Source organism: Kordia jejudonensis (assembly GCF_001005315.1).
GTDB classification, from domain to species: Bacteria; Bacteroidota; Bacteroidia; order Flavobacteriales; family Flavobacteriaceae; genus Kordia; species Kordia jejudonensis.
Map to the genome: position 1 here is coordinate 50,948 of NZ_LBMG01000008.1, position 25,763 is coordinate 76,710.

Genomic DNA, 25,763 nt, shown 5'->3' on the forward strand with positions numbered 1-25,763 from the left:
AAATAATATATACTAAGCTCAAAATTATACCTATAGATTTATTCAATGTAATATTTTCTAAAAGGTTTAACTATGAAATGATTTGAATGGTAATGATTTTTTGATAATTTGATATTATAAGTAGAAGTTAAAGTTCATAAACTCATGTTTACTTATCTTCCAAAAGCTTTCTTGGGTTAAGAATAAGCAATATTAGTCAAAAGATAAATCCTTTTTAGAGTACTAGAATAAATTACATAAACTATCATACTTACACAAAAAAGAAAATCTATTTTTTCGTTTTAGAACTAGAAATAAAAAGATAGCTTGGAATAATTTTCAGCAAGATAAATTTTTGAAGGATTTTCTAATCAAACATTTAACATATAAACCTTACTAAAGTAGCAATATATCTAAAAGTAAAAAGGTTTAATTCTCTACTAATATTAAATCCAAGATTTGCGAAGTAAAGTGATGGCTTTAAAGTTTATATATACAATATTGAATGAGAAAGACTTCTAATATTTGCTTAAAATTCATCAAAAATTGGTACTTATATGTCATATTTCTGAGTAATTAAAAAGATTACTAAACAAAACTTTGAAAGTAAAATAATTAGTTATTAACTATATACAATGCGACATATTAAAATAAGTTTAATACTTTTGAAAAGTTAATCTATTGATAATGGCTGAGAAATCTAAAGTGAATACCGAAAAAAAAATTCTTCAACAAGCAAGAAAAATTTTCATAAAGAATGGATACGCTGGAACAAGAATGCAAGCCATTGCAGATGCAGCAAATATTAATAAAGCAATGCTCCATTATTACTTTAGAAATAAAGACATGCTTTTTCTTAAAATACTAGAAAGCTCGGTTACACTAATGGCTTCAAATATAATACCTGCCCTAATTGGTAAGAAACCAGTAATTGAAAAACTCGAAAATTTAGTTCACATTCATATTAATACCACAATTGAGAATCCTCATATTCCCATGTTTATATTAAGTGAAATGACTAGAGGTCAAAAAAATTTTCAAGTGCAACTTAAGTCCAAAATGATGGAAAACGGTGTCTTATTCAGCTTCATGAATCAGATACAAAAAGAGCAAGACGTAGGTATTTTAAAACAAATTCCTCCTAAACATGTTATTCTTACAGTTATGTCGCTACTCACATTTCCATTTTTAGCAAAACCTGTATTTACTAACCTATTAGAAATTCCCGAAACAGAATATACATCAATGATGCATGAACGTAAAATAATCGTTATGAATATTCTTCGAAGTGCCTTAATTCCTTAGTTCATAGATACATTTTATTAGTTGGTAGATTTATTAAAAACTATCTCACTTTTTCTGTTTACATTTGTATTAACCATTTAGTTAAATTATTTAGTTAACTTAGATAAATTGTTTTTTGCACAAAAGTTATGATTAGAAATAATAGTATACTACTCTTAATAACCTTCATATATGCATCTATCGCTACTGCGCAAGATGCAGCTATAAAAGCTATAACATTGAACCAAGTGTATAAATATGCACAACAAAACTACCCTTTGGTAAAAGATGGAAATCTAATTAATGAGATAGAACGCTTACATTTAGAAGTCATCAAAAAATCAAAACTTCCGTCAGTTTCCTTAAATGGTAATGCGCAAGTTCAATCAGAAAATATTTCATTGAACCTAGGAACAGCGTCCATAGAAGCACCACTAGAAACTTACAATGCTTATCTATATGCAGAATATAACATTTATGATGGCGGAAAAACTTCCGCTGAAACTAGGATTCAGAAAGCTAAATCTAGTGTAGATAGAAATGCATTTGAAGTACAATTTAGACTTATCAAAAATCGTGTAAACACCTTACTATTTGCAATTTCTATTTCTAGAAAGCAAAAATACATCCTCGAAACATCAAAATTAGATTTAGAAACCAACATTTCAACCTTAGAAATCGGTTTTAAAAATGGTACAATACTAGAAAGTGAAGTTTCTAAACTAAAAGTAAGGCGATTAGAAATTATTTCTAATATCATTCAACTCAATGGCAAATTTAGTTCTTATCTCGTCATGTTAGAACAATTAACTGGCAAGACGTTTTCTAATAATGTACAGTTTGAGATTCCTGTAGTACCGTCTAATTTTACTTCTAGCGAAATCAATCGTCCAGAACTAGAATTATTTAACAGTCAGAAATCTCTATTAGAAGCGCAAGAAGCGTCCATTACCGCCAGTTTAAAACCTAAAATATCACTGTTTGCTCAAGGTGGTGTTGGAAATCCAAATCCGCTAAATTTTGCTGATTTCAATTTGGCTCCATATGCGTTAGGTGGCGTAAAACTAAAATGGAACTTTATCAATTTTGGAAAAAGTAAAAAAGAAAAAGAACTACTGAAAATCCAACAAGATCAAATAGAAATCGATCGTGAAGTCTTCTCATTCGATATTCAATCTGAAGCCAAAGAATACACCAAACGAATAGAATCGTTAGTATTAGAAATTGAAAATAATGAAACCATTGTGCAACTTCAAAAAGAAATTCTTCAACAATCTAAAGTACAATTAGACAATGGTATTATCAATTCAAGTGAATACGTAACACAACTGAATGCTGCTATACAATCTGAACAAAATTTAGAATTAAATCGTGTAGAACTTCAACAAGCTACAATAGAATATTTAACACTCATCGGAAAACTATAACACATGAAAACAACATGCTCCTTTTTATTAGTAACTCTACTCTTCTTTTCCTGTACTGACTATAAAAAATCCGATGCATACGGAAATTTTGAAGCAACTTCAATTACTATCAGTGCAAAAGGTACTGGCGAACTATTAAAATTTAATATTGAAGAAGGTCAAAAGCTTGAAGACAAAAAAGTTATAGGTGTGATTGATACGGTAAAATTATATCTCGAAAAACAAAAAACACAAGCTTCGATAAATGCTTTAGATCAAAAATTACAAGAAGCTGCACCAGAAGTTGCAATTCTTATTAAAGACCGATCGAACCTAATAAGAGAACGCAATCGTACAAAAAAACTATATAAAGAAAAAGCCGCAACTGCACAACAACTTGATGATTACAATGGCAAAATAGAAGTCATCAATCAGCGGATAAATTCAATAAAACAAAATGTAGGCGTCGCCAATAGAGCTGTGCTATCTGAACGAAAACCTATGGAAGCACAAATCGATTTAACAAACAAACAAATTAATGATCATATAATTATCAATCCTATCTCGGGAACGGTATTGATCAAATTTGTAGAACAACATGAATATGTTAATCAAGGCTCGCCTTTGTACAAAATAGCAAATATTGATGAACTAAAATTAAAAGCGTATACCAGTTCAAATTTATTACAAAATGTTAAACTAAATGATATTGTTACTGTACTTGTTGATAATGGAAAAGAAGATTACAAAGAATTAGACGGCACAATTACTTGGATTGCTAGTGAAGCAGAATTTACACCAAAAACAATTGAAACTAAAGAAGAACGTGTTAATTTGGTATATGCCATAGAAGTAAAAGTGAAAAATGATGGCACACTAAAAATTGGGATGCCTGCTGAGGTTATTTTTAAACAAAAAGAACAATAGATGTCCGCGATCAAAGTAGAACATATAAGTAAAAGTTATAACAATGTACTTGCGGTAAATGACATTAATTTTACGGTGGAAGATGGCGAATTGTTTGGATTAATTGGTCCAGATGGTGCTGGAAAATCTACTTTGTTTAGAATATTAACTACATTACTAATTGCAGATAAAGGAAAAGCCACAGTAGCTGGATATGATGTTGTAGAAGCCTATAAAAAAATTCGCAAAAAAATAGGTTACATGCCAGGACGTTTTTCATTATATCAAGATTTAAGCGTGGAAGAAAATCTATCTTTTTTCGCTACCATATTTGGAACTACAATTGAAGAAAATTATGATTTGGTAAAAGATATTTATGTGCAAATTGAACCTTTTAAAAAACGTTTAGCAGGGCAACTTTCTGGGGGAATGAAACAAAAATTAGCACTTTGTTGTGCGCTTATTCATAAACCTGAAGTGTTATTCTTAGATGAACCTACCACTGGTGTTGATGCAGTAAGCCGCATTGAATTTTGGGATATGCTCCAAAGTCTCAAAAAAAAGAACATTGCTATTTTGGTGAGTACACCTTATATGGATGAAGCCAGTTTGTGCGATCGTATTGCACTAATTCAAAGAGGAAAAATACTAAGGATTGATAAGCCACAAAAAATGATTAACGATTTTGAAAAACCACTTTATGCCATTAAAACCCACGAAACATATAGTACACTCCAGCATTTAAAGCAACAAAATTTTACCGAAAGTATCTTGCCTTTTGGCGAATATTTACATCTCGTTACCAAACAAAAATTAAATGTTGAAATACTAAAATCACACCTTCAACAAAATGGTTTTACTATAACTGAAGTTAAAAAAATTAAAGCAACTATAGAAGATATTTTCTTGGATATATCTAAAAACGAAAAATCACTTACAAAATAACTTATGATAAAAACGCAAAAAAAGAGCAAATGGAGATTTATATGGGTAATACCAATACTATTACTCACTTTAACAGCAATTATTGAATTATTAGGCACGGAAGCTCTAATAAAAGAAATGACTAAAAAAGGCATGTCGCACATGTTAAATTTACTAGCACTCTTAAAATTAATTTGTGTTTTTGCATTTCTAATTCCCAAAACGAGGCGCATCGGTTTTTTACTTTGTACTGCTTACATTGGTGGAATCATCGCGTCCAATTGGATGACTCATGAGCCACCAATTCCTGGCATCGTATTACAAACACTTTTATGGATTGGTGCCTATTTTGAGTTTCCTGATTATTTCAAACCATTAAACAAACAACAGGCTATAAATGAATAACGAAAATGTCTTAGCGGTACAAAACTTAACTAAGAAGTTTGGCAATTTCACAGCAGTGAATGCGATCACATTTGAGGTTAAACGCGGTGAAATATTTGGTTTCTTGGGCGCTAATGGTGCTGGAAAAACAACCGCTATGAAAATGCTCAACGGATTGAGTAAACCTACTTCAGGAAGTGGAACCGTAGCAGGTTTGGACGTGATTAGACAATCTGAAAAAATAAAAGAACGAATTGGGTATATGTCGCAGAAATTCAGTTTATATGAAGATTTAACAGTAAAAGAAAACATACGCTTTTACGGTGGTGTATATGGACTTTCCAGAAAAAGAATAAAAGAGAAAATTGAACAGATTCTAGCAGAATTACAGTTGATAGAAGTCGCTTCAAAATTAGTAAAATCACTTCCGCTAGGATGGAAACAACGCTTGGCTTTTGCCATTTCTATGGTACACGATCCTATAATTGTTTTTATGGATGAACCAACTGGTGGCGTAGATCCTGCGGTAAGACGTCAATTTTGGGAAGCCATCTATGAAGCAGCAAAACGTGGTAGCACCATATTTGTAACAACACATTATATGGATGAAGCTGAATATTGTGATCGTGTTTCAATTATGGTTGATGGTAAAATAGAAGCTTTAGATACGCCCGATAATCTAAAAAAACAGTTCAATGCAACATCTATGGATGAAGTATTTCTAAAGCTAGTACGAAAAATAAATTAAAAAACGAAATTATGAAAAAGTTAATGATTTTGCTGATTGCAGCAATCTGTTTCATGAGTTTTACTTCAAAAGAAGATCTAAATTTAGGAACGATAAAAGTCAATATTAAAGGAATTCAAAGTGAAAAAGGACAAATCGTTTTTATGCTTTTTAACAAAGACGAAGGTTTCCCAAAAGAAGTAAACAAAGCTTACAAAAAAGGATACGTAAAAGAATTTTCAGATACAGCTTCGTATACTTTCAAAGATCTACCACATGGTACGTATGCCATTGTAATTTTTCATGATGAAAATGGTGATGGTAAAATAGAATCTAATTTCTTTGGTATGCCAAAAGAACCTGTTGGTGCTTCAAATCTTACGAAAAGAAGCAAGCCAAATTTCAAAAAATGTTCTATTGAACTCAATACCTCTGAGAAAGTTATTGATATGATATTCATCATCTAATTCGCAAATTATGCTAAAGGTTTTTTGGGCATTTATAAAAAAGGAAGTGTATCATATTATAAGAGACAAGCGTACACTATTGATTCTCTTTGGCATGCCATTGGCACAAATTTTAATCTTTGGATATGCGGTTACCAATGAATTTAAGGATGCCGAAATTGACATTTTAGACCATGCAAGAAATGAAACTAGCACAGAACTGATTCAACATTTACAAAGTTCAGGAAATTTTGCTATTAATGAAATATTAACTTCAGAAAAGAATATGGAATCTGGTATGAAAGCTGGGAATTCTAAATTAGTGATTGTAATTCCTCGTGATTTTTCCAACGATTTTTATGCTGAAAATTCCGTGAAACTTCAATTAATAGCTGATGGTTCCGACCCAAATAATGCAACAACTTTGGTGCAATATATTAACGAAATGGTGCGTAGTTTTAAATCTGAAAAGAACGTGAGCATTTCCAATCCGTTCCAAATTGGTATAGAGACACGTATGATATATAATCCGCAGCTTATCAGTTCTTATAATTTTGTTCCTGGAACCATTGCTCTTATATTATTAATTATTTGTGCTATGCTTACTTCATTAACCATTGCAAAAGAAAAAGAATTGGGCACCATGGAAATTCTTTTAGTATCACCATTACCACCTTTATTAATTATTCTAGGAAAAGTTACACCGTATGCCCTACTCTCTTTTATTAATGCACTCATTGTGTTGATTATAGGCTATTTTGTCTTTGATGTTCCTATTGTTGGAAGCGTGGGTTTGTTATTGTTGATGTGTTTTTTATATGTGGTTACGGCATTATCCTTAGGAACATTAATCTCAACAGTATCGGAAACACAACAAAGCGCCATGATGAAATCTCTTATGGGGTTAATGTTGCCTTCCATGATTTTATCAGGCTTTATTTTTCCTTTAGCAAGCATGCCCATGGTATTACAATACATTGGAAAAATTGTTCCTGCTACTTATTTTATCGAAATATTAAAAGCAATTATGCTGCGTGGCGCGGGCTTAAATGTCATACTTTTTCAAGTAGGTATCCTAATTTTAATGACGGTAGTTTTACTGGTGTTAGCACTCAAGAATTTTAAAATCCGATTGGAATAATATGAAACTACTCAGATATCTCATACAGAAAGAATTCATTCAAATTTTTAGGGATAAAACCTTATTACTTATGATGACAGTGCTTCCAATAGTGCAATTGATTTTATTATCGAGTGCAGCATCTAATGAAGTGAAAAATGTTCGCATTGCTATTGTCGATAAAGATCAATCTGAAATATCAAGATCGTTATCAAATAAAATCTTAGCAAATGATCGCTTTAGTGTCGTAGCAACAAGTTTTGACCAAGACGAAGCTATGAATTTGATGCAATTAGATAAGGTGGATATTATTTTAGAAGTTCCATTAGATTTTGAGAAAAAGCATTATCGTGGTGAAGCTCCAAAATTACAAATGTTGGTCAATGCTATCAATGGACAGCAAGCGACCATAGGTTCGGGATATTTGAGTTCAATTATCAATTCACTAAGTCAAGAATTGATAATGAACGAACCTTTAATGATTCATACCAATAATAGAAATAAAAACGCAACTATCACTGTATCTAATAACAGTTGGTACAATCCTGAATTAAAATATCCTCATTTTATGGCGCCAGGCATTTTAGCAGAATTAACGGCTTTATTAACCATTATTCTTTCTGCAATGAATATTGTAAAAGAACGTGAAGTCGGTACCATAGAACAAATCAACGTTACACCTATTAAAAAATGGCAACTTATTGTTGGGAAATTAGTTCCTTTTTTGTGTATAGGAATGTTTGTACTAACGGTAGGTTTAGCGGCAAGTAAAATTGTATTCGACATTCCATTTAGAGGAAGTATTTTATTGATTTATGCTTATGGTTTTATCAATATTATCTGTGTTTTAGGTTTAGGTTTATTGATTTCTAATTATGCTGACACACAACAACAAGCCATTTTTATTGCTTTTTTCTTTATTATGATTTTTATTTTAATGTGCGGTTTGTTTACACCTATTGATAGTATGCCTAAATGGGCGCAATACACTACTATTCCAAATCCATTGGCACATTTTATTTCTTTAACGCGTAAAGTCATTTTAAAAGGAAGTGGCTTTATGGATGTGAAATGGGAATTCATATATACGATTATGTTAGCAGTCATTTTTAATGGTGCAGCTGTTTGGACGTATAAAAAACAGCAATAATGTATGGAAACTTCAAAACTACATATCAATAATTATCAAGGTTTTATTGAAAACATCATCATTGTATTGTCATTTATATGTGGTGCCAATTTTTTTATTTTTTTGAAGACGATAGGTATTGAAAATCCAGTGTTTAAATTTGATCCATTTCGGGAGGTTAACTTATTAAATGCTCATTTAAGAGTTAGTATTGGTGGTCTATTAATTGGTTGTGTCATCTTGTTTCATGAGAAATTTATCCATCATTTTATGAACAAACGGATGTCTTTTCACGGAAAACGATTGTTTTGGCATTTTGATACTGCTATTAAAATTATTGCACTCACATTTTCCGTATTCATTATTGCTGATGCACTTGAAAGAAAATTTACATTTATTGAAGCCTCTCAAAATGCACTCAAATTTATATCCATAGGTTTGTTTCTCTCTTTCTTTAACTACTATTATGTATTAAGTATGGTTGTAAGCTTTTTAAGGCGCTTGCATACGTCGTTTGGTCAGCATGTTTTTTTTAATTATCTCATTGATCGATATGCGGAACCTATCGAAGAAAAACGAACGTTTATTTTTTTAGATTTTTATTTAAAGGTAATGGGAGTAATCAGTGAGGTTGAAATCGAATATGTGGCAACGCTAAAATTGGAAGGTAAGTTGAACAAAACTAAAGTATATAGTCTTAAATAATCACCAACTATAATAATTACATATATTATTTTATAACCTTAAAAAATAACTTGAAATATATGAAAAAAAGAAAAATAATTATTGCATTCCTTACAATGATACTATCTACTATCATAATGAATGCACAAGAAAAATACACTTTGAGTGGTACTGTAACTGATGAGGTTACTGGTGAGACTGCCTTAGGTGCAAATATTATAATACCCGATTTCAATACAGGTGTTGTAACCAATGAATATGGGTTTTACTCAATTACGCTGCCAAGTGGCACGCACAAAGTAGTAATCAGTTATTTAGGCTACCAAACCATTGAACAGCAAGTAACTCTTAACAAGAATACAAAACTGAACTTTACATTAACTGAAGAAACTAGCCAACTTGATGCAGTCATCATTGAAAAAAATATTGAAAAAAATAGTATTCGTAAACCTCAAATGAGCGTCAATACACTCACTGCAAAATCTTTAAAAAAAATACCAGCTGTTTTAGGTGAGCCAGATGTCATTAAGTCCATCTTATTACTTCCAGGTGTGAGCAATGCTGGTGAAGGCGCCTCGGGTTTTAATGTTAGGGGTGGTGGTGCTGACCAAAACCTTATTTTATTAGATGAAGCCATTATCTTTAATACATCGCATTTATTTGGTTTATTCTCGGTGTTCAATACAGATGCTATTAAAGATTTAAAACTGTATAAAGGTGGGATTCCTGCACGTTATGGTGGTAGACTTTCATCAGTACTAGATATTTATCAGCGAGAAGGAAATAAAAAAGAATTTAAAATGAATGGTGGTATTGGTCTTATATCTAGTAAATTATTACTAGAAGGCCCAATCAAAAAAGATAAAGGGTCATTTTTATTAGCAGGTAGAACATCGTATGCACATCTATTTTTACAGGCAGCTGGAGAAGAAAACACAGCATCATTTTACGATTTAAATACAAAACTTAGTTATAACATAGATGAAAACAACAGTATATACGCATCTGGTTATTTTGGAAGAGATAATTTTGAATTTGGAGATAGTTTTATAAATACATATGGCAACTCTGTAGCTAACTTACGTTGGAATCATTTATTTTCTAATAAGTTATTTTCAAACCTATCACTGATTTATTCAGATTACTACTATGGTTTAGAATTAGATGTTAGAGGCTTTGAGTGGGAATCCCATATTGTCAATTTCAACTTAAAATATGATTTTAAACACTATGTATCTAACAAACTAACTTTAGATTACGGTATCAACAATATATATTATCATTTTAGTCCAGGTGAGATAAGACCTAATAGTGCGGATTCTGGTATCAATGCTGAAGTGTTTACAAATAAATATGCCAATGAATTCGCAGTTTATATTGATGCAGAACATAAAATTTCGGATAAACTTTCATTAAGATACGGGCTTAGATGGAGTCATTTTAATCGCTTAGGCCAAGATGAGTTTAATGTATATGAAAACAATAACCCTGTAATATACAACGAGGATTTTCAGATATACGAAGGCGCAAATCCAACGGGAGTAGAAAGTTCCGACCGTAGTGAGAGTTTGGCAGATTTCAATAATTTTGAACCACGTCTCGCCCTATCCTACTTACTAAATGATAGAACTTCTTTAAAGTTAAGCTACAATAGAATGTCTCAGTATTTACATTTATTGTCTAATACAAACTCACCAACACCTCTTGATGTTTGGACACCTAGTGGTCCCTACATAGAACCTCAAACCTTAGACCAATATGCTCTTGGATTTTATAAAGATTTTAAAGATGGTAAATACTCATTAGAGTTAGAAGTATTTTATAAAAATATACAAAATCGAATCGATTATATTGACGGAGCTGATTTAATTGCAAATGAAGAAATTGAGCAAGTTATATTAAATGGAGAAGCTCGCGCTTATGGATTAGAAGTTTTATTTCGTAAAAACCAAGGAAAACTTAAAGGGTGGATTGCTTACACCTTATCAAAATCTGAACAGCGTACACCTGGAAGAACCTCCAGTGAACCAGGAATAAATAATGGTAAATGGTATAATTCCTTATGGGACAGGCCTCATGACTTTTCTGTCAATGCATCTTATGAACTCAATAATAAATGGAGTTTTAATTCAAACTTCATTTATCAAACAGGTATTCCTACTAACCTACCCATAGGTCAAGTAGAACAATTGGGTATTACTGTGCCTATTTATGGAGGTAGAAATGAAAGCCGTCTAACGGATTACCACAGATTAGATGTATCAGTCACATTAACTCCAAGAAATAATAAAGGTAGGAGATGGCAATCCGAATGGGTTTTTGGTTTTTACAATATTTATAACAGAAGAAATGCAGCCTCATACTCTTTTGAAGAAAATAGAGAAACAGGTCAAAATGAGGCAATACGTACATCCATATTCGGTGCAGTTCCAGCAATTAGTTATAACTTTAAATTTTAAAAAATGAAAAAAATTCTATATGTAATAATTATTTTTGGTTTAATCACTTCTAGTTGTGAGGATGTTGTAGAACTCGATACACCAACTGGAGAGTCTCGCTTAAATATTGATGCTCATTTTAGAGTGTTTACTGATGAGCAACCGATAAGAGCTACAGGTCAAGTAGTTCTTACTGAAACCGTTAACTTTTTTGATGAAACTATTCCAACTGTAAGTGGTGCTACAGTTATAATAACTGAGCGTGATACTAATAATGAGTACATCTTCACCGAAATACAACCTGAGTCAGGTATTTATGAGATCAACAATCTACTCTTTCTCAATAACTTTGATGCTATTTTTGATTTACGTATAGAGGTTGGTGATGAGATTTACATATCATCTGCAAAGCCAATTACTTCCGCACCAATAATTGATATACAGCAAGGCGACCTTGAAATTTTTGGTGAAGAGGACTTAGAAATAATAGTAACTATAAGTGACACTCCAATTGTCGAAAATTATTACCTCTTAGATTACGGTTTTGCTCTATACTTGACTTTAGAAGATGAGTTTTTTAATGGCAATGATTTTGAGTTTTCTTTTCTTTACACAGAAGATGACGAGGTTAATTTACAAACTGGAGATACCATAACTGTTATAAATGATGGTATAGATGAGCAGTTTTTTACATATATGGAATTACTTCTAGAACAAACTGGAAGCGGAGGTCTTTTTAGTAGCCCACCAGCTACTGTTAGAGGTAATATTGTTAATTCACAAAATCCAGAAAAATACCCTTTTGGTTATTTTAGAATTTCCGAAGCATTCTCTATCGATTATATGGTTCAAGATGATTAGTTAATATAGCTTCAATATTAAAAGACACTAAAATATAATTGTAAAAAATAATTAGTGCTATGCAGTTAAAATCATTAAATAATACTTTTTATCCATTACTTGTGATAAAAGCTATCGCTCTAATACTAATTTTTAGTTTTAGCAATCATGCTTTTTCTCAAAACAAACAGGTAAAGTTAAATAGCAGTAATTACGAAAAATATATTAAGAGCTTACCTAGCTTTACAATGTTTGGCGATAATTATTTTATAACTGGCCCATCACTAAAAAATAAAATTTCAACCGACAATAGTGATGCTAAATTTCATTTAGGATTTAGGCAACGTCTCACAAATTTTGAATTACCATGGAATACATTCATATATTTTACATATCAACAAAAAGCATTTTGGGATATTTATGAAGATAGTTTCCCCTTTAGAGAAACCAATTATAATCCTTCTTTAGGAATTGCAAAACTTTTTGCTAATGAAACTGGCATTACTGACGGACTTTGGTTTGCTTTTGAGCATGAATCCAATGGTCGTAATGCTGAAAACTCACGTAGTTGGAATTTTTTTTCCCTACAATATTTTAAGCCTTATGGTGATGATTGGGTATTTAGAATAAAAACTTGGTTGCCTGTTGGTAGTCTGACAGACAACGAAGACATAACAGATTACAGAGGCTATTTTGAGACTGGCGTAACTTATACCCCTTCAAAAGACCTATATTTTGATGCAGACTTAAGACAAGCATTTCATAATGGTTGGAGAGGGAGCATCAAATTAGGAATAAGTTATAAAATCTCAAAAAAGAGTAATCAATTTCTATATTTACAATATTTTGGTGGATATTCGGAAGATCTTATTGACTACAATCAACACGTGAGCAACTTAAGGTTGGGAATTGCCTTTAAAGATCTCTTTTTTAATTTTAAAAATTAATATAACAAAATATCATGAAAAAGATATGCTATCTATCCTATCAATTAAGACATTTTACAATTTACACTCATAGTTGTAAGCATTAGATTAAGTACTTAAAAAAGTTTATATAAGCCCAACTGATGGAAATTAGGAAGAGTTTTACATCTCACCGAAAAATTTCTTATCAATTAAATGAAAAAACGCTCTTAAGCTTAATAATACCCAATAGTATTGGACAAAATATAGAGTAAATTCAATTTGGAATTACATATGAATTCAAATTGGCATATTCAGAAATTATTCTGGTTTATACAATAAGGTTTAGATTAGATTTATTTCTTGGAATTATTTACGCATTTTTCCTTTGCAAATATTTTCTTTTACTTTTGTTAAAATTAGATTAGAAAATAGAGTTATAAAAACATTAAAAGAATACAGGTTCAGAGTAAAGAAAAGCATAGAAATAAATCTTTATTAAATTTTATATTTTGTAAATACAAAAAATATATGCAAATAAGTTAGCCTAGTTTTGGTAATAAACTTCTCCAGCTTTATTGTAATTGCTTACTTAGAGATACAAATTGAAATTTTGATTAACATAAAGTACAAATCAGTATAAATAATTTTACGATAATATATCAACTATAATAAAATTCATCTAAACTTCAGTGAAAGTAATATAATCTTATATTCACATTTTAAATAAAAAAAGATAGCTAATATCCTAAAAAAATATTATGAATTGGAAATTTACAACTATATTTGAGTTCTATTTTAAACTAAAATAGAATACACAAACGAATACGATTAGGTCATTTTTTTAAATTAAAACTAAAAATAAAACTCTGAACTTCAATACCTTATTCTTTTAAAACATACAAAGGTACAGGCGAAAGCGTGACCATCTTTCCTTTTTTTACGAAAGGAAAGATGGGAACCCTATTATTATTATTAAACTGATATTTATATGAATAGTAATGTTAGAAAACGTTTGAAAGTAATTGCATATGCGCAGATTCATCGCTTTAAGGGAAATGAACATACTTATATTAATTATGACAAAGTTTACCTGAGATTCTGCTAAGTGCTACATGAAATAGAGTTTAGCTTTACAAATCAGACTCACTGTTTCATGATTTTAATTGTCTTCGTTGCATTTTCTGAATATAGTTTTAGCATGTATATACCGCTTGGCAATCTATTCACATTTATTGTCGTAAGATTGTTTTCTTGCGATTGTACCAATTGTCCATTTAGATTATGAATTTCAGCTTTTATTAACTGTGCATTTGTATGTGTTATGTGAATTATATCTTTTACAGGATTTGGATAGATGGAAATTTCAGCCAATTCGTTCACTGTTTCTACCGAAAGTGTAGCAAAGCTAATTGAGGAGATTCCAGAAACTCCAGAAGTCATTGCATCTACTACATTTTCAAACGCTGCCATGCCATTGTCAACCATATCCGCTTGCATAAAACTTTTTAAAGCTGTTACCGTGGTTGCGAGCGTGGAATTGTTTTCTAATACATACATCGTTCCCGAAGTTGGTGCGCCATTGATTTGAATGGAAACAATCGTTGAAGTAATTCCCGAAGAAGGAGCTGCCAGCGACACAGGACTGCCCAAAGTCTCTGTAATTAGATATCCGTCAATTGCTGATTGCCCTACAGCATTGCCGTCAAAAAAAGTAGCACTGGCAGCACTTCCCAATGAAGAAGTAATAGTAGCAGTAATACCATCTGGTAGGATGATGGTGAATCCATAACTTTGTACTGAAGTTGCAAAATTATTTGCACTAGCATTGGGAACAGCTCCAATCGTATAATTATAGGAACCATTGTCAATTAATGTATATGTGTAACCATCTTGTGCTTTTGCTTGGTATATTGTAGTTGTAATAATGGCTATAATGAGTGTTTTTAAGTATGAAGTTTTCATGATTTTACGATGTTTATTTTTTGATGCTATTTTTTTAAAGGTTTGTAAGTTGAGCACAGTACGGTTTTTGAATTTTCTTTGTTAGATGATTCTCGACTGTGCTCGAACGAACAACTATTTACGGTATACTACTGTGCTGTGTTTGATATATTTTCTGGCAATTGCTCTATGATTTGATAGGTACTGAAGTTCAAGAAATTTCCAGGATGCGCTAATACGTTTTGTAAAATGAATGGCGTATCTGGATTGGTTCCTGAGTATTGAATGATTCCGTCCATATTTACATCGTTGGTATTGTACTTTGTGATACTGAATGTTGGAAAATTTAAAAAGTTACTTGGATCGTTCAATACTGTAGCTAAAATCGCTGGTGTATCAGGATTGGTTCCTGAATACTGAATTCTTATATCTTGATTGGCATTTCCACTCCACATTCCCGCAATACTAGCAGGCATTCCAGCAATTGTTTGCGCATTTGTACCAAACGTCGTAATGGTTGTGAAATCTATCGTTTCCGTAACTCCATCTGTAAATGTAATGGCACTATTGGTCATGACACCTAAATGATTTCTGTGTTTGATAACGACATAATAGCTATTTTCTACGTTTGAATAATTTAGTGGAGATACACCATCAACATCCACGACATCACCATCACGTTGCAGCAGCGCAGAACGACCTAGAGCAACTATTTCATTGTCTGTTACATCTCGTAATTCTACCCAAACCCAATCTACAATTGCGTTGTTTCCTGTTACGTCTAAAACAGTTTGTTCACAGGCTAGCATATCTACATACGGACTTCTGGTTGGAATGAATCCGCTAGCACGCAAATTGTCACGCATGAGGTTTTCTTCTCCCGTAACTGGGTTGATTGCTGCTCCTTGCAAATATACTTTTGGACGCATACTTAGTTGTGAAACACATCCTCCATTAACCGCTTCAACAGTTACATCAAAGCTACATGTAATGGTATTTCCTACAGTATCAGTTGCTTCAAACGTGTTGGTCGTAGTTCCGATAGGGAAATCACTTCCACTTGGCAATCCGGCAGTTTGTGTCATTGGAAACCCTGAAAGTTCGAGTACATATTTTCGTGCACTTGTAGAGTTTATATCATTCCAACGTCCATTTGAGCGCAATTCTACATAATCTTCTCCGTCTCTAAAATCATTCGGTTCGTTATCATTCCAGTTTGTATAGTCTGATGTACTTCCCGAATGCCATTTGAATTCTCTTTCTTCTTCACGATCAGTAAATCCGATGATTACAGAACCTGTTCCTGCTGCATCTGTAGTTTCTCTTAACCAGTCATTCAATCCTTGTGAGTCTATAGTAGCTACAAAACCATTTTGTGCTTCTGCATCAATAAATGCGTCTGGTGCATTGAAATCGGCTTCTGATAAGTAGTACGCTTTATTCTCAAATTTTCCTAAGTAGGTAAATCCTGTAATTGCAGTTACATCACAATTGTCCAATGCTAGTGGCACGTCATAAGTTACAGTGGCATTACAACTCGTTACAGTGATATTGTCAGGACAGTTTGCCACTTGAGGTGCTTCTGTATCATTTACCGTCATAACTTGTGTACAGGTAGCCGTATTTCCGCCTTCATCCGTATACTTCCAAACAACATCGGTAGTTCCTACAGGATATACATCGGAAGCATCCGAACTATTGTTATAATCGTTTACAGCTATTGGGCTTAAACTGATATCATCTACATAGTACAATGGTGTTGCCGTTGGGTTTGGATCTAATATATCTACGGTAACTGGATAAAAATTAATAGCTCCTAATGTAGTGAGTGTACCGTCCGTACCTGTAGGAATATAGGTAAATGGATGACTCGCAATGGAAGTACCTTCTACAAAAAATTCACTATTATCTCCATCTGTATTGATTACATATTTTATTTCAAACCAAGTATCTTGTGGAAACGTGAAATTGGTTACACCACGATTCACATTGTGTATACCTGTACCATCAGAGAAAAAGAATACTTGACTTCCAACCTCAGTTCCAGAGGTTTCTGATTTTTGAAGGTTAATAGCTGCGGTATTTCCTGATGGAATGTATACATATAGTTTTAATTCCCAAGCTCCGAATTCACGATTTCCTAGATTGTAATTCATATCTTCTGGTCCGCCTGTTGATATTCCTGTAAACTTTATACTTTTTGTACCACTTCGTGCTTGTTCTGTGGAAACATTGGCACTTTGTTCAGGAGTGTTTGGTGTCCATGTAACCCAGTTATCATCTTGCCCAAGTAGCGGCCCTACGGTGTAGGATTCCAAATCATCGCTTTGTACAGCACCTGTGTTATCATCAGTTATTGTTACCGTTGGAATTGTTAGATCAGCGCCACAAACACCTACATCGTTCCCTACTGTAATATCACTTGGACAGGTGAGCGTTGGCACAATACAATCAATTTCGTTGAAAGAGATTTGCGAATCAATATTGGTAAAGTTTGTAGTTGCATACGCGACATCATCTACTAAAACGCAGGTTAAACTTGGCACGTTGATTAGATTTGCCGAAAGGATATTGGCATTGTTTCCGTTTCTAAAGTCAAAATATGACAAGTTTGGATTGTTGCTAAATGAAATACGCTCTAAAGCAGGATAGCCAGAAGCATCTATAGAAGCAAAATTGTTTCCTGAAATGAATAGAATTTCCAAGTTTGGCAACTGTGCTGGTAGTGTTAAGTTTACGAGTCCGACATTATTGACATCAATACGTTGTAATAATGGACTGTTTGATAGGTCTAAATCCGTGATTATAGATTGTCCAGCTCCTTCAAACTCGATACTTTCTAATAGTGGATTGTTGTCTAATACTAAATTGTTGACCGTAGTATCTTCAAATTCTACCAGTTTTAGATTTGTATTACTACTCAGGTTTACTGTTGTGATCGTATTTGCATTGATGACAAAATTTTCCAATGCGGCAAAGTCTTCAATTCCTGTAATATCTGTGATTCCAGCACTTCCTATGCTAAGCGAATTTACGATTTCAATTAACGCCGTCGGCACTTGTCCGTCAGCAGTAATATCATCCAATCCAATTGCTTCTAATTCGGCTTCAAAAGCAGCATCTGGAATGGCGGTATAACGACAATAAGCATCTGTAAACGCAGTTTGTACGTCAATATTTGTCCAATTGGTTGTACTGTAAGCAGCATCGTCTACACTGATACAGGTTAAATTTGGATTGTTGGACGCATCAAAACTTGTAATTGCTGTGTTGTTTCCGTTTTTGATGTTTAATGCTGTCAGATTTGCATTGGCAACATTTACATTTCTTAAGTTTGGATTGTTAATCAGATTTAGTAATGTTACAGATGTATTGTTTAGCGTAAGTTGGCGTAATCCTATTAATGAATTTACATCCAAACTTGTGATTCCTGTATTGTTTGCCGTAACGGTAGTAAGCAATGTGTTATTCCCAAAAATGATGGTTTGCAAACTACTACAATCACTTACCAAAAGCGATGTTAGATTTATAGTTGCACGTACATCTATACTTGGCAAGTTTGTGTTACTGCTTAACGTTACCGTAGCGAGTGATGTATTTGTACTTACATCAATCGAAGAAAGGTTGTTGTTATCTAATTGCAATTCTCGTAAGCTTGTCAAGCCATTTATATTGATATTGGTAAGTCTGTTGTTTTGTATAAATACTTGTTCTAATGCTGTGTTTGCTCTTAAATCGACAGTAGTAAGGTTATTATTTGTAGCACGTAATAAGCGTAATGATGTAAATCCTTCTATTCCTGTTAAATCTGAAATGTTATCATTTGTTACACTTAGTGTAGTTCTGTTTGCTATTAACGCTGTAGGAACTCGACCGTCATTTGGAATATCGTCAAAACCAGCTAACTGCGCTTCAAAATTCGGATCAGGAACGGCTGTATACTCACAGTAGTTTGTATCAGTAAACGTTATACCTGCATCTACATTGGTAAAGTTCGTTTCCGCGAAAGCGGCGTCGTCCACAAAAATACAAGTCAAATTCGGATTGTTGGTCGCGTTGAAATTGGTAAAGTTGACATTGTTTCCATTTTTGATATTTAGTGTCGTAAAAAAGTTAAAGCTACAATCTAAATCAGTTAACAATGGCAACACACTTACATCCAATTCGCCCAAACCTGCATCTCTACAGTCTAATTTCTTTATGTTAATATTTGTTGTCAAATTAATGGACGAGAACGAATTTAATTTACAATCCACTTCTTCCAACTGCTGTAATCCTGTTATATTGATTGAATCGATACTAGATGAATCACATATTAAGGTGATTAAATTTGTATTTGATCTTAAGTCAACATCTGATACGTTATTGTTACGCATATTCAAGTGTTCCAACGCCGTAAACGCTTCAATTCCAGTGAGGTTTTGTATGGCTGTTGTTGCGGACACACTTTCTATGTCTAATGATGTGATTCCTTCAATGAAAACTGTTGGCACACGTCCGTCGCCTGAAATATCATCATATCCTAAGCTTTCCAATTTTGCTTCAAAGTTGGCATCTGGAATGGCAGTGTAATCGCAGTAGGCTGTATCAGAAAACGTAACACCTGCATCAACGTTGGTAAAGTTTATTTCCGCGAAAGCGGCATCATCTACAAAAATACAAGCCAGATTTGGATTGGTCGTTGCATTGAAATTGGTAAAGTTGATATTGTTTCCGTTGCGGATATTTAAGGCAGTTAAGGTGTTTAGACTGCAATCTAATGCTGTTAATAATGGTAACATACTTACATCTAAAGTACTTATACCTGTATCTGCGCAGTCTAGCTTTTTGAGATTGGTATTGGTTGCAATAGTTAAAGTCCCTAAAGGATTGAATTTACATTTTAATTCTTCTAACAGCTCCAAACCTTCAATGTTTAATGATGTTATTCCGGCTGCTTCACAGTCTAAGCTAATCAAGTTTGTATTTGCTCTTAAATCGAGGTCTCCAAGATTGTTGAAGTCAATATCTAAATGCGTAAGTACGGTAAAGGCTTCTATTCCTGTTAGATTTGTTATTTCTGCATTTACACCTTCTACACTTAATGAGGTTACACCTTCAATTAATGCGGTTGGCACTTGTCCATCGCTTGAAATATCATCGTAACCTAAGTTACCTAAAGCAGCTTCAAAGTTTGCATCTGGAATGGCAGTGTAACGACAAAAGGTATCGCTAAATGTTACTTGCATATCTACATTTGTCCAAGTCGTGGTACTGTAGTTTGCATCATCAACCAAAATACAGAATAGGTTGGGATTGTTTTCTACTCTGAAAGCAAAGTTGTTTATATTGGTATTGTTTCCATTTTGTATGTTTAAAAACGATATTGAGGTATTTTCGATAAATACATCTCTTATTCCTGTATTTGATGACAAATCTAGCGACGTTAACTGCGTATTGTTTGCAAATACTTTTCTTAAGAATGTATTGGAAGAAAAGTCTATTTCTGTAATTGCCGTATCGTTGATGTTTATTTCTCTTAAAGCAGTTAGTGGACTTACATCTATTGAAGTTAATGCCGTTGCAGAAAGTACTATTTCACCCAACATTGGATTGTTTGCAAAGGTTATTGATGCCAATGCAATACAGTTGTTCAGGAATACTTCTCTCAGCGCGGTTTTGTTGGTAAGATCAAGACTTGCTAGCAAAGGATTGCTATTTAGATATAGTTCTTGCAAAGCTCCTTGATCCGCAAGATTTAAAGAGTTTAACGGATTACCATTCAAGTTAATAGTATTTAACCCTGTAAGACCTGTTAGGCTGATACTACTTAAGTTATTATTATTCAGTTGAATGTCCTGTAAATTTATGTTTGCACCAAGACTTACTGATGTCAATAGGTTATCGTTTGCCGACAGATCTCGTAATTGTGTATTGCTACTTACATTTAAACTTATGAGCGAATTTTGTCCTATTGCCAGTGTTTCTAAGGCAGCAAAATCTTGAATTCCTGTTAAATCGGAAATACCACGATTGAATAGATTGAGTGATGTTACCGTTGCTATTAATTCCGTTGGTACACGTCCGTCATTCGGAACGTCATCATATCCTAATTGTCGTAAGCGTGTTTCAAAGTTTGCATCCGGAATTAAGGTGTATTCACAAAAGTCAGTATCTACATATTGAACTTGAGCATCTGCCTGTGTCCAATTGGTAGTACTGTAGGTAGCATCGTCAACAAAAATGCAGGTAAGTTCACTATTTCCCGTAATTGAAAAGTCAGTAATTGTTGTGTTGTTTCCGTTTTTGAAGTTTGCTGCTGTCAACTCATTATTATTCAAGCTAATGATTTGTAAATTTGTATTATTTATCAATTCAATACTTGATAATTCATTGTCATCCAAACGTAATACTTCCAAAGCAGTATTTGCATCCAAGGAAATTCCTGAGAGTAGATTATCGTTGAGTTCCAGCGTTTTTAAATTTGTTAATAACGTTACAACTAAAGATGTTAGCGAATTGTTTGACAATTGAACAGTTTCCAAAGCGGTATTTGCGTTGAGCGAAATTCCATTAAGATTGTTGCTATGTGCCGAAAGTGTTTTTAGTTGTGTAAGATTTTGAACGTTCAGCACACTTAAGTTATTCGCATTTAAGGATAAATTTTCTATGAGTGAATTTGCAGGAAAACTGATGGTATTTATAGAACTACTATCTGCTTGAATGGTAACTAATTGCATTAGATTGTCTAACGGAATGGTCGTCATACTATTGTTAGACGCGTTTAAGGTTTGAAGGTTTTCAAAATCTTGAATTCCATTTAAATCATTGATCGATTGATCACTAACGTCTAGCGAAGTAACTGTCATTATTAAAGCTGTTGGCACTTGTCCATCATTTGAAATATCATCGTAACCTAAGGCTTCCAATCGCGCTTCAAAGTTAGGATCTGGAATGCTTGTATAGTCACAAAATGTATCACTAATGTTGGCATTGTCAACAAAAGTGCCCCAAGCCATGTCAAAAGCAGTTACATCATCCACTAAAATACAGCTCAAATTTGGATTTACTCTTGCACTAAAGTCTATAATAGCACTATTGTTTCCATTGTTTAGCCTAATGTTGGTAAAGTTATTATTGTTTAAACGTACAATTTTTAACATTGGAAATGGTGATAAATCAATAGAAGTCAATTGATTTCCACTCAATACTACATTTTTTAAAAGTGTGTTGTTTCCAAAAGTAATATCGGTCAACACGCCAATATCATCTGCGTTTAATACTTCTAGTTGTTCGTTGTTTGTGATGTCGAGTGCTGTTACAGCAGATTCGTCTATGCGTAACACTTTCAACAACCTATTATTGCCCGTATTTAAGGACGAAATTCCTGTGTTTCCTAAATTTACTTCCAACAATTGTGTTAAACTATCAATAGCAATGGCTGTTGCAGGATTATCAGATGCATTAAATATTTGTAATGCCGTAAATGCTTGTATTCCTGTTAAGTTTGAGATATTGTTTGAAGCGACATTTAAGCTATTTACATTGGTAATTAAGTCTGTTGGCACTTGTCCGTCACCAGCAATATCATCATAGCCTAAATCATTCAATCGTTCTTCAAAATTGGTATCAGGAATCGCCGTATAATCGCAATAGTCCGTTTCTGTGTAACTTGCTTCATTGTCTTTAAACCACGTATTATTTACATCTGAGAGATTGTCTATAAAGATGCACGTTAGATCGTCATTGTTACGCGCATTCATGGTTAACAATGTAGTACTATTACCATTTCGAATATTCAAGCTTGTCAGTAGATTGCTGCTCACATCTATATTTTCCAAATTTGGAAATGCAGAAAAGTTTAAGCTTGTGAGTTCGTTAAGCTGAATATATAAGTTTCTTAATTGGGTAAGTCCTGCAATATTTATGGTGGAAATATCACAATCATTAGCCGTTAAAACTTCCAGCGCCGTATTATTTGTAAGGTTTATTTCTGTGATAGGATTTGCGGCAATTCTCAATTCTGTTAAGGAAACAAAGTCTTCAATCCCTGTTAAGTCAGAGATCGATTTATTGATGATATTTAAAATAGTGACACCAGCAATGATTCCTTTTGGCACTTGTCCGTCGCCTGGAATATCGTCATATCCTAAATCGCCCAAAGCTATTTCAAAATTCGGATCGGGAATTTGCGTATAACAACTCGTATCACTAAAAATAGTTTGTGCATCAATAGCTGTCCAATTGGTGGTACTGTAATCTACATCATCAACCAACACACAATATAAGTTAGGATTTCCTGCAGTAGTGAATGTTGTTACTGCTATATTGTTACCACTTCTCATGTCTAAACCAGTAATGTTATTTCCGTTTAAACCAACAACTGTTAGGTTTGGATTGTTGCTTAAATCAATCGTTCCAGTCAATCCATTTGTAGTAGCATACAGTTCTGATAAGTTTGTGTTATTAGTTAGATCTAAAGTAGCTATTGAATTACGTGCGATTCCTAAATAACGCAACGCTCCGTTTTGACTTACATTTAAGCTGTCTATATTATTATCTTGCACTGCAATCGTTTCCAAAGCCGTATTAGAGTTTACTTGTAATCTTGATAATGTATTTTCTCTTGCAGAGAATGATGTTAACGCCGTATTGTTGCTAATATCTATTGTGGAAACAGAATTACCATTGATGTTTAATGTTTGCAACGCTGTAAAGTCTTCAATTCCTGTTACGTCTGAAATCAATCTGTTGGAAACATTTAAAAATATCAGATTTGAAATTAGCGATGTTGGTACTTGTCCGTCAGCTGCAATGTCATCGTATCCTAAATTGTCTAAAGCAGCTTCAAAATTGGGATCCGTAATTGCTGTATAGTTACAAAATGATGCTGAAAAAACTGCAGAATTATCAACCTGTGTCCAGTTGGCAGTACTGTACGCTACATCGTCCACCGCAATACAGGTTAGGTTTGGACTGTTGCTCGCGTTAAAATTGGTAATGCTTGTATTGTTTTGATTCTTTATGTTGATTTCTGTTAAATGATTACTTCCTACTACTACAGTTTCTAGCAGTGTATTTGTATTTAAGGTAAGCTTGCTAATTCGAGTTCCATCGCCTAGAAAAATTCTTAAAGCTGTATTCTGGGAAAGATTTAATTCGCTAATTTGAGTCACTCTCGCAACTAAAGTTTCTAAAAGTGGATTATTCGTAACATCGAGTTCGCTGAGGCTATTTCTTTCACAGTCTAATGATTCTAATAACGGATTGTTAGACACATTGAGTAGTGTCATGGTATTTCGTTCACAGTTTACACCTTTTAGTGCTGTATTGTATTGCAGATCAAGATTCGTAATGCTGTTTCTCTGACAATTCAAATTTTGGAGTGCTGTATTGTACTGTAAATCAAGTGCTCCTAAATTATTAATTGCACAATTAAGAGTTTGAAGATTGGTGTTTTTTTGTAGATTAAGACTCATCAAACTATTTCGTTCGCAGTTTAAATCGGTTAAGGCGGTAAAACCTTCAATTCCTGTAAGGTCAGCAATGCTACTGTTGGAAACGTCTAAAGTTGTGACACCTTGAATAGCTGCCGTTGGCACTTGTCCATCATTTGGAATGTCATCATACGCGCTCAACAAGGCTTCGAAATTACTATCTGGAATAGATGTATAGCAGCTTGTATCTATGAAATTGGACTGTGAATCCACATTTGTCCAATTCGCAATACTATAAGCGGCATCATCTACTAAAATACATGTGAGGTTCGGATTGTTTCCTGCTACAAAAGTGGTAATGTTCGTGTTATTTCCATTCTGTATATTAAGAGTGGATAAATTATTCACATTTACACCCACAATCTGAAGATTCGAATTGTTACTCAAGTCCAATTCCGTAAGCGAGTTTCCGCCTACGTATAATCGTTGTAAGAAAAAATTATTACTAACATTTATGGTTTCAAGACCATTATTTTCTACTAAAACCTGAGTAAGACTAGGATTGGCACTCAAATCTAAATTAGATACGTTATTATTACGAAGGCGTAATATAAATAGACCTGTATTTTGACTTACATCTAATGAATCTACACTATTGTCGTTGAATTCAAGAATTCGTAAATCAGTAAACCCTTGAATTCCCGTAAGGTCTGAAATATTTAAGTTATTAAGGAATAAGGTACTTACTCCGCTAATGTTATTGGTAGGCACTTGTCCGTCGTTCGGAATATCATCGTATGCGCTCAACGCTGCTTCAAAATTTGGGTCGGGAACTGCCGTGTATGGATTCACTGTTTCCGAAGAAGTATGTTCCTTCGCATTTGTAGTATGCTGTTTTGATTCCTCTTTTTTAGATTTCGACGATCTTCGGCCTTCCATATTTCCGTGAGCATTCAGGAAATATATACCGAATAGGAATACTCCAAAAAGTAATAGTAGTTTTTTTAACATGATAGATTATTTTAATTATTATGGTTTTGACAATTGATTAGATACGCTTGTCATTTTGGATGCGACAAATATGTTTAAATCTATTTTCAAGAAAAAGAAAGTAGTAGTGATAAAGTATTAGCAATGTTTTTAAAATATTGATTTACAAGTTTTTAAATTTAAATTGCTGCAATTAAATTAGGTTGATAAAAGGTTTTTAGATCTTATGCCTTTGTAAGAA

At 33.2% G+C, this 25,763-nt stretch carries 15 protein-coding genes; 13 read left to right on the forward strand and 2 right to left on the reverse strand.

Annotated elements, in window-relative coordinates; translation table 11 throughout:
* Positions 1-666 precede the first annotated feature (666 nt).
* The 13 genes from AA089_RS05990 (at position 667) to AA089_RS06050 (ending at position 13,214) form a co-directional block, all read left to right on the forward strand.
* The gene (locus tag AA089_RS05990; protein WP_046756018.1) at positions 667-1,284 is read left to right on the forward strand and encodes a TetR/AcrR family transcriptional regulator; all 618 of its coding nucleotides are present in this window, start codon (positions 667-669) and stop codon (positions 1,282-1,284) included.
* 128 nt (positions 1,285-1,412) lie between these two features.
* The gene (locus AA089_RS05995) at positions 1,413-2,690 is read left to right on the forward strand and encodes a TolC family protein (protein ID WP_046756019.1); all 1,278 of its coding nucleotides are present in this window, start codon (positions 1,413-1,415) and stop codon (positions 2,688-2,690) included.
* Positions 2,691-2,693: 3 nt separating this feature from the next.
* The gene (locus AA089_RS06000; protein ID WP_046756020.1) at positions 2,694-3,596 is read left to right on the forward strand and encodes an HlyD family secretion protein; all 903 of its coding nucleotides are present in this window, start codon (positions 2,694-2,696) and stop codon (positions 3,594-3,596) included.
* Positions 3,597-4,520, forward strand: coding sequence for an ABC transporter ATP-binding protein (locus AA089_RS06005; RefSeq protein ID WP_046756021.1), 924 nt, complete (start codon positions 3,597-3,599; stop codon positions 4,518-4,520).
* Between the two features lie 3 nt (positions 4,521-4,523).
* Positions 4,524-4,904, forward strand: a complete 381-nt coding sequence (locus AA089_RS06010; RefSeq protein WP_046756022.1) for a hypothetical protein — start codon at positions 4,524-4,526, stop codon at positions 4,902-4,904.
* Positions 4,897-5,631, forward strand: coding sequence for an ABC transporter ATP-binding protein (locus tag AA089_RS06015; RefSeq protein WP_053002226.1), 735 nt, complete (start codon positions 4,897-4,899; stop codon positions 5,629-5,631). The genes AA089_RS06010 and AA089_RS06015 overlap by 8 nt, the downstream gene beginning before the upstream one ends.
* Before the next feature lie 11 nt (positions 5,632-5,642).
* Complete coding sequence (locus AA089_RS06020; protein ID WP_053002227.1) at positions 5,643-6,077, forward strand: DUF2141 domain-containing protein; 435 nt, start codon at positions 5,643-5,645, stop codon at positions 6,075-6,077.
* 10 nt (positions 6,078-6,087) lie between these two features.
* The gene (locus tag AA089_RS06025; RefSeq protein ID WP_046756023.1) at positions 6,088-7,197 is read left to right on the forward strand and encodes an ABC transporter permease; all 1,110 of its coding nucleotides are present in this window, start codon (positions 6,088-6,090) and stop codon (positions 7,195-7,197) included.
* A gap of 1 nt (position 7,198) precedes the next feature.
* On the forward strand, positions 7,199-8,326 hold the full coding sequence (locus AA089_RS06030; protein WP_046756024.1) for an ABC transporter permease: 1,128 nt from the start codon (positions 7,199-7,201) through the stop codon (positions 8,324-8,326).
* A gap of 3 nt (positions 8,327-8,329) precedes the next feature.
* Positions 8,330-9,010, forward strand: coding sequence for a hypothetical protein (locus tag AA089_RS06035; protein ID WP_046756025.1), 681 nt, complete (start codon positions 8,330-8,332; stop codon positions 9,008-9,010).
* A 59-nt stretch (positions 9,011-9,069) separates the two neighbouring features.
* On the forward strand, positions 9,070-11,448 hold the full coding sequence (locus AA089_RS06040) for a TonB-dependent receptor (protein ID WP_046756026.1): 2,379 nt from the start codon (positions 9,070-9,072) through the stop codon (positions 11,446-11,448).
* A gap of 3 nt (positions 11,449-11,451) precedes the next feature.
* On the forward strand, positions 11,452-12,288 hold the full coding sequence (locus tag AA089_RS06045; RefSeq protein ID WP_046756027.1) for a DUF4249 family protein: 837 nt from the start codon (positions 11,452-11,454) through the stop codon (positions 12,286-12,288).
* A 59-nt stretch (positions 12,289-12,347) separates the two neighbouring features.
* Positions 12,348-13,214: a phospholipase A gene (locus tag AA089_RS06050; RefSeq protein WP_046756028.1), complete on the forward strand. Its 867-nt coding sequence runs from the start codon at positions 12,348-12,350 to the stop codon at positions 13,212-13,214.
* Positions 13,215-14,318: 1,104 nt separating this feature from the next.
* Here the strand turns inward: AA089_RS06050 and AA089_RS06055 are convergent.
* Positions 14,319-15,137: a T9SS type A sorting domain-containing protein gene (locus tag AA089_RS06055; protein ID WP_241479976.1), complete on the reverse strand. Its 819-nt coding sequence runs from the start codon at positions 15,135-15,137 to the stop codon at positions 14,319-14,321.
* Positions 15,138-15,265: 128 nt separating this feature from the next.
* Positions 15,266-25,543: an HYR domain-containing protein gene (locus AA089_RS06060; protein ID WP_046756030.1), complete on the reverse strand. Its 10,278-nt coding sequence runs from the start codon at positions 25,541-25,543 to the stop codon at positions 15,266-15,268.
* Positions 25,544-25,763 lie beyond the last annotated feature (220 nt).